Source organism: Deltaproteobacteria bacterium, assembly GCA_019308995.1.
In the GTDB taxonomy this organism is placed as follows: Bacteria; Desulfobacterota; Desulfarculia; order Adiutricales; family JAFDHD01; genus JAFDHD01.
Window position 1 is genome coordinate 1 of the sequence record JAFDHD010000142.1, and the last position, 7,102, is coordinate 7,102.

Here is a 7,102-nt window from a genome sequence, read left to right on the forward strand (position 1 = left end):
TATCTAAGGGTTTGCCTTTTGAGATTCCGGGCAGGTCTAGAGGAATGATGCATACGCCAGACCCATGCATGCCCTGTGATGGATCGAGATTGACGTGCACGGTGGCATGCGAGGCAATGGTGCCGTCACTGACCCAGGCCGATTTCTGGCCATTAAGAATGTATTCATCCCCCTTCAAAATCGCTTTAAGAGAAGGTGCGCATTTAGGGTCGTTAAAGCCAGGCTGAGGCGCGGAAATCCAGTCCGAACCATGGTCCGGTTCGGTGATAGCCCAGCAGCCAATCATATTGTCTTCAGTATCCTCGCAGAAATCCCGGGCCCAGCCCAGCAGTTCAGGATCGTCAGACATGGCCGCAAATTTGAAAGGATGGACCGCTACAGCCAGGCTGATGGCCAGCCCGGCGTCAGCATAGCCGATCTCCTCGGCCAGCAAGGCCCCGGACAGCGGGTCAATCTCTTCGGCCATGCCGCCGACCGCCTTGGGCATGCCTCTTTTGTGTAAGCCCAGCTCGCGGAACTGTTTAAAGACATCCCATAAAGGGGAGCCTTGAGCAATGACATCGGCCGGGTCTGCGAGCTTATCCAGCTCGATCCCGATGGGACGCATCACTTCAGCCCCGAACCGCCTCACCATATCCCGCATGGCCTTCTGTTCATCGGTAAGATTAATGTCAAGATCCGGGTAATCCATCTTTTTCACTCCTTATCTTGAAGAATAAGAATTGTGGTTAAAAATTTTTTGAGCCATCAGGACGTGTGTATTTATTGCGATTGTTCAATCGTCCTCTCATACGTCTTCCTTTTGAGTCGGCCAATTTTCCTCAATTCTTGGCTGAAAGTCAATCTTTCTAAATAGTGAAATTATTAATTGGGGGGAGTTTCAAACCGGATATTACGCCCGGATTGACACATATCAGAAATTTCCATATGCTTTTGGTGAAGATTTGCATGGTCGTCTTATTGCACCGTTAGATTACCTGTAAAACAGATGATTTCTATTGATCAGTCAGGAGGTCAAGGTGATTAGAAGCTTCAAAGGCAAGACACCCAGGATAGCTGAATCAGCCTTTGTCAGCGAGGCGGCTTATGTGATCGGAGATGTGGAAATCGGCGAAAACTCCGGTGTCTGGCCGGGGGCCGTCATCAGAGGCGACTTCGCCAGGATCAAGATCGGCTGCAACACCATGATCGAGGACAACTGCGTGCTCCATACCGGAACGTCCATGGAGATAGGCGACAACGTAATTATCGGTCATAGCGTCGTGGTGCACGGCTTGCGCATCGGCAGCAACAACCTCATCGGTAATAACGCCACCATCCTGGACAACTCTCAAATCGGGGACTTCTGTATCGTCGGGGCAGGCTGCCTGGTCAGCCCGGGGATGAACGTCCCGGATAACTCGCTGATTCTCGGTGTGCCAGGCAAGATCAAGGGGACGCTTTCTTCGGAGCAAAGGCAGCGCTTGCTGGACGGGTCTCAGTCTTACCTGGAATTACTCAAACAATACAAAAGGCAAGGACTCTAAAGTCAATCCAGTCCGGCTTCAATTACGTTTCAGATCATTGCAGTTTGTCCAGGTCAAGCGGATACTTCCCAAATTCCCGGATGGCCTCCACCATGGCCACATAGTTTTCCGGCTTGACCCCGGAATGAACGGAATTGCTGGAGGTGCAGATGTAAGCGCCTCCCAAGCCGGCCTTCCTGATGCAGTCCTTGACCTCCTGACGTACTTCTTCAATAGTCCCCCAGCTCAGGGTTGCGCCGCAATTCACATTACCGACCAAACAAAGCCTGTCTCCATATTTGGCCTTCATTTCCCCTATATCCATCCCGGCTATAGGATCAATGGGATGAAGCGCGTTTATCCCGGTCTCGACAAGTAAATCAATAATCTTCCAGATATTTCCGTCTGTATGCTTTAAAACAGGCACATTCATGCCTCGGGCCAGTTCGACCTGTTTCTTGAGCGGAGGCGTGAGGAATCGGGCCGTGTGTTTCGGAGAGACCATCGGCCCTTTGGTCATGGCAAAATCCCCGGTAATGTAAAGAAAATCTACGTCCAGTTCGAGGCAGTTTTTCAGATACTTGAGGTTGTAGTTCAGAACGATTTCATTGACCCTGTCAACCAGGTCAGGATTTTTTATTATGGCGTTGTAATAGGCTTCCGGGCCGAGTAAAAAATCCGAGGCGATGTTGAAAACATCGGTGGCATGGGCGTAAACGGCTCGATGCCCCTTGTACCTTTTTATGATGCGCTCCACGTCCTTGTATCGCCATTCCTCGTCCGGATCCGGCGGGACATAGCCTTCAAGGTCTTTTTCGGATTTTATAGCCGGTTCAAAAGGGTGGCCTAACGCCTCAGACGTAAATCGCTCCAGGGCGCCCCACTGGTTTCGCGCTATTTTTTTGCTTTCATCAACCGTGTCATATCTCCAGGCGTTAATTTTATCGTAATTCCCGATGGCGTCATGATCCATATACTCTACAAATTTGCTCCGGGAAGCGTTGGGGAGGATAGCATTCATCACTTTCCGATCAACGCCGTCATAGTGTGGAACCATATCAGGTTCCTGAAGGTTGAGCGCCTTTAATACGCGTTCCTGTCCGGTTAATTTATTCATGTCTCTCCCCCTTACTGCCTGGCAGCGGCAAGCAGCTTTTCGGCTTTGGTAATGGCGTCCCAGGCGTCTAGACCGAAGGCGTTCGCGCCGATTTTATCCGCGTAGTCCTGGGTTACGGGAGCTCCCCCGATCATGATCTTAATTTTGTGCCTGAGCCCGGCCTGGTTCAAAGCCTCGATGGTCAAATCCAGGCTTGCCATGGTTGTCGTCAGCAAGGCCGACATCCCGAGAACGTCAAAGGCGCCTTCTTTCACCGCCTTGCAGAAATCTTCCGGCGAAACGTCAACGCCTAAATCTCTTACTTTCCATCCATTCCCCTTAAGCATCATGGCCACGATATTCTTGCCGATATCATGCACGTCACCCTGTACCGTTCCGATGAGAAAGGCGCCGGTGTTGGATGCGCTTTCTTTGGCGAAAAAAGGTTCGAGGTGTCTGATGGCCGTTTCCATGGCTTGCCCGGATACTATCAGTTCAGGCAGGTAAACCTCTCCTTGACCGAATAATTTACCGATTTCTCTTATCCCTGGCACAAGGCCTTTTTGTAAAATATCATTGGCCGGTATCCCCTCGGCCAGAGCGGCAACGGTCAACTCCTCACTTATTATCTCATCGCCGTCAATGATGGCCTTTTTCAGGTTTGAAAATTTTTCTTCACCCATAGATTTATCTCCTGTTTTTTTCTAGTTTCGATCTCCGGCTGCACATTTTTCCCATTTTGAATCTACTGATCTTTTTCTAAAATAATGATCGAGCAGGCCGCTTCCTCAAAGCCGATGACCCCGCCGCCGTTTTCCTGGAGCGCCAGTCTGGCCCCCTTGACCTGCCTTGGCCCGGCTTCGTCTCGAAGCTGGGTCACCAGTTCATAAATCATGGACAACCCGGTGGCGCCGACCGGGTGGCCTTTGGAGACAAGGCCGCCGCCGGTGTTGATGGGTATCTTGCCATCGAGCATGGTTGCGCCGGACTCGACAAACGGCCCTCCTTCACCTATTGGGCAGAAACCCATCATCTCCGATTGGTAAATCTCGCAGAAGGAAGTGGCGTCATGTATTTCGGCCACATCAATATCACCCGGCCCGACACCGGCCATCTCGTAAGCCTTGTCCGCGCCGACCTTGCTCAAGCCCGGTTCATCGAAGTCCCGGTACTTCCCGCCGGTAAGCACGCTGGCCTTGATTTTAACCGCACGATTTTGAACCCCTGAGGGCAGGTTTTTCAGGAAATCTTCCGAACAGACAATGGCCGAGGCAGCGCCATCGCCAATAGGAGCGCACATGGATCGAGTTAAAGGATAGCTTATAAGCCGGTCTTCCAGGGCCTGGTCCACTGAAACCTCGAACTGGTACTGAGCCTTGGGGTTGAGCGCGCCGAAGTTATGGTTCTTGGAGCACCCGACCGCGATCTGCCGCTGCGTGGTCCCGTACTTCCACATATGATACTTGGCCTGCATGGCATAGGTGTCCATGAACAGGGTTCGGTTGTCTGCCGGCGCAAACTCCTGGCCGATGACATTACCGGCGTCCTTGTATACTTGAATGGTTTCTTCGGGGGTAAAATTATCCATGCCTCCGGCAAAGCTTTTTAAGGTTGCGGCCTTGTCAATCGTGGGCGAAAAAAGCTTTTCCACGCCCACGGCCAGGGAGCACTCGGTTTGGCCGCTCAGGATGTCTTTCCAGGCGCCGTGCAGGGCCATGGACGCGGTGGCGCAGGCCCCCTCGACATTGATGATGGGCACGCGCTCCGGGAAAAGCCCCTCCCTGACCAGAGGGATGAAGCAAACCTGGCCGCGTATGCTTGACTGCCCCAGGGCGGCCATGCCGCAGTTGCCGAACCAGGCGAACTCAATTTGGTCCCCGTTTTCCATTTTAGCGTCCTGAAGCACCCCCAGATAGGCGTCTCTGACCAGATCCCGGTAAGATAATTCCGGCCATTTCTTAAATTGTATTGAATACGAGCCAATAATGTAAACGTCTTTCATTTATTTCACCTGACGACCCTCTGGTTTATGATTAAAGAATAGCCCTGGCATCCTTAAAGGCAGTAATATCATCCCAATTATATCCCATCTCCAGCAGGATTTCCTCAGTATGCTGACCCAGTTCAGGGGCGACCGTTCTGATACTTCCCGGGGTCTTGCTCAACTGCACCGGGCTGGTGACATTCTTGAAGGTCCCGTGAATGGGATGTTCAACTTCAACGATGAATCCGTTTTCCAGGGCCTGGGGATCGTTGATCGCTTCCTTGAAAGTCTGCACCGGTGTCCACAAGATTTCCTTTTCATCAAAGGCCTTGCCCAGTTCATCCCTGTCTCTGGTGAGAAACGTTTGGTCGAGAATGGAAATTAACTCCTGGCAATTTTCGGCGCGTTTTATCAGGTTCTCGAAACGGGGGTCGTGCTCCAGTTCTTCCAAACCCACAACCTGGCAAAAGTCAGACCAGTACCGGTCAGATTGCAGGCAGACCAGCATCATCCACTTCCCGTCCTTACACTCATAGGAGTTATAAAGAGGGTTGGGCCAGTCTTTCCGCGAACGCCTTTCCATCTCTTCCTCGATCACTCCCGCACCGACCACGCTGATACCGTTGCACCACAGGGCCGTGCCCAGCAGGGCCACGTTCACTTCCTGACCGATGCCCATCCGTTCCCTCACGAGCAAGGCCAGGACGATGCCCGCGGCCAGGGTGATGGACCCGGTGCTGTCCCCCAGGCCTGGCAGGGCCATGGGCGGCGGAGAATCCGGTTCGCCGATCTGCCTCATAATAGCTCCCCTGGCCCAGAAGGCGGCGTAATCATAGCCGGCGCGGGTGGCCTCCGGCCCCTTTTCGCCGTAACCGGTGGCATGGGCATAGATCAGTTTGGGGTTGATTTTAGACAGGGTCTCATAGTCCACGCCAAGCTTCTTGATGGCAGCCGTCTGGATATTGGAAATAAAGATATCCGCCTGCTCGATTAGTCTGTGAATAATCTCTTTCCCCTTCTCGGTTCTGAGATCAACGGCCATGCCTCTTTTGTTGCGGTTGTCGAACTCCCAGGGAAAGTTGATATCCGGCACCTCTGCCCCCGCGACTGTTACAAGTGCTCGATGGGGATCGCCGGTGGCCGGGTCTTCGATCTTGATCACCTCCGCCCCCCAGTCTCCTAAAAGAGCGGCGGCCCCTGGTGCAAAAGCCCAGGTGCTGAAGTCAATAACCTTGATTCCCTCCAGGGCTAACATGTTTCTCCTCCTTGCTCGAAGTTAAAACCTCGCCTGAACAACACAGCCTGTAACTTGTCTGCTCCGATTAATCTACTTAAGACCTGACATTGACAAAGAGCAACCCTTCCAGAAATGGAAGTGGATTAGAAAATCCTAATATTCTATATCGCTATAAGGGTAACAGAGTCTAGAGCGGCTCAACATAAAAACACTGTTGTCCACGGTTGGCGGATAAAAATGTTCTCAAGACCGACAGACTCCCAGGGGGTTTTGTTTAGAAGGTGAACAATGGGGAGGCGGCCTTATTCCTTATTTTTTCTTGTCTGACTCCTTCATGATGTTCCGGGCGGTGTCGAAGTCACCTGCTTCAGCAAATGTGGCGGCGGTCATGCTCTTTTCAATCTTGCTTTTATAAGCGTAGGCCTTCTTCAGGGTGTCCACCAGATGTTCGAGGTCCACTGGCTTCTGTAAGTAGGCAAAGGCGCCTAATTTTTTCGCCTGGGCCTCGTCCTTATCCGTGCCGTGCCCGGTCAGAATGACCACCTGAACCTGAGGGTAGAATTTTTTGATGCGGCGGAGGACTTCCAGCCCGTCAATGCCAGGCATCTTGAGGTCTAAGACCATTACGTCTGGCACCTCATCTGAAACCTGCTGCATGGCCTGCTCACCATTAAAGGCCATGTCCGACTTCAGTTCCCGGATTTCGAGCCGCTCAGAGAGGCTTTTTACAAACTCCTCTTCGTCATCCACCAAGAGCACTTTAAAGTCTTTCATCAATTTTGCTCCTCACTTAGAATCGGTCACCCTTTCCCCTCGTTCGACCCCCGTACCGCCGTCAGGAGGCAGTCTTGCTGCCGGGTTCTGGAGCACAGGTGAGGTATGGATCCTAAGTCTCAGCCTGCTTCAACCACGCCGTACCACACCTTGGTCCCGCTAAGACCCACCGCCGCAATAAAGTCATCGAGCCCGATTGACTGACCAGCAGGGACCATGACCGGCTGGAGGCCTGGATCACCTTTCAGGAACTCCCGAGCCATGTCAGGACAGTCTGCTTCGGCAAAAGTGATGGCCGCGAAAACATTTTGAATTTTTTCCGTCCACCTGCTCATATCCACCTCTCTTTTTGTCAGACCTGTGACAGGCAACCAGCCTGCCACGGCTGAAATACCCAGGGCCACCGGCAGGAACGACCATATATATATTGGTCAAGCATTTCAAAATTCGTTATTGGTTCAGATCGTCCGGTAATGTCAGCCGCATTCGAGGCGGTAGTAAGCCGG

8 protein-coding genes are annotated in these 7,102 nt (G+C 52.3%); 1 reads left to right on the forward strand and 7 read right to left on the reverse strand.

The annotated features are described in order from the left end of the window. Positions 1-691, reverse strand: a 691-nt coding sequence (locus tag JRI95_15540) for an acyl-CoA/acyl-ACP dehydrogenase (protein ID MBW2062955.1), incomplete at its 3' end; no start/stop codon positions are given. Between the two features lie 328 nt (positions 692-1,019). On the opposite strand from JRI95_15540, the gene JRI95_15545 reads away from it, so the two are divergent. Further along, a complete protein-coding gene (locus JRI95_15545; protein ID MBW2062956.1) occupies positions 1,020-1,526 on the forward strand; it encodes a gamma carbonic anhydrase family protein in 507 nt (168 codons plus the stop codon). 34 nt (positions 1,527-1,560) lie between these two features. Here JRI95_15545 and JRI95_15550 read toward each other — a convergent pair whose 3' ends face one another. From JRI95_15550 to JRI95_15575, 6 genes are all read right to left on the reverse strand, one after another. Beyond that, a complete protein-coding gene (locus JRI95_15550) occupies positions 1,561-2,622 on the reverse strand; it encodes a hypothetical protein (GenBank protein MBW2062957.1) in 1,062 nt (353 codons plus the stop codon). Between the two features lie 11 nt (positions 2,623-2,633). Continuing rightward, entirely contained in the window at positions 2,634-3,284 is a 651-nt protein-coding gene (locus JRI95_15555) for a corrinoid protein (protein ID MBW2062958.1), read from the reverse strand. A 62-nt stretch (positions 3,285-3,346) separates the two neighbouring features. Then, the gene (locus JRI95_15560) at positions 3,347-4,603 is read right to left on the reverse strand and encodes a thiolase family protein (protein ID MBW2062959.1); all 1,257 of its coding nucleotides are present in this window, start codon (positions 4,601-4,603) and stop codon (positions 3,347-3,349) included. Positions 4,604-4,634: 31 nt separating this feature from the next. Continuing rightward, on the reverse strand, positions 4,635-5,840 hold the full coding sequence (locus JRI95_15565; GenBank protein MBW2062960.1) for a CoA transferase: 1,206 nt from the start codon (positions 5,838-5,840) through the stop codon (positions 4,635-4,637). A 291-nt stretch (positions 5,841-6,131) separates the two neighbouring features. Further along, on the reverse strand, positions 6,132-6,596 hold the full coding sequence (locus tag JRI95_15570; protein MBW2062961.1) for a response regulator: 465 nt from the start codon (positions 6,594-6,596) through the stop codon (positions 6,132-6,134). Between the two features lie 119 nt (positions 6,597-6,715). Next, the gene (locus JRI95_15575) at positions 6,716-6,931 is read right to left on the reverse strand and encodes a hypothetical protein (GenBank protein MBW2062962.1); all 216 of its coding nucleotides are present in this window, start codon (positions 6,929-6,931) and stop codon (positions 6,716-6,718) included. Positions 6,932-7,102 lie beyond the last annotated feature (171 nt).

Bases quoted from the DNA above. Each gene is read 5' to 3' on its own strand.
- JRI95_15550 (MBW2062957.1), bottom strand. From the start codon at position 2,622: ATGAATAAATTAACCGGACAGGAACGCGTATTAAAGGCGCTCAACCTT.
- JRI95_15555 (MBW2062958.1), bottom strand. From the start codon at position 3,284: ATGGGTGAAGAAAAATTTTCAAACCTGAAAAAGGCCATCATTGACGGC.
- JRI95_15560 (MBW2062959.1), bottom strand. From the start codon at position 4,603: ATGAAAGACGTTTACATTATTGGCTCGTATTCAATACAATTTAAGAAA.
- JRI95_15565 (MBW2062960.1), bottom strand. From the start codon at position 5,840: ATGTTAGCCCTGGAGGGAATCAAGGTTATTGACTTCAGCACCTGGGCT.
- JRI95_15570 (MBW2062961.1), bottom strand. From the start codon at position 6,596: ATGAAAGACTTTAAAGTGCTCTTGGTGGATGACGAAGAGGAGTTTGTA.
- JRI95_15575 (MBW2062962.1), bottom strand. From the start codon at position 6,931: ATGAGCAGGTGGACGGAAAAAATTCAAAATGTTTTCGCGGCCATCACT.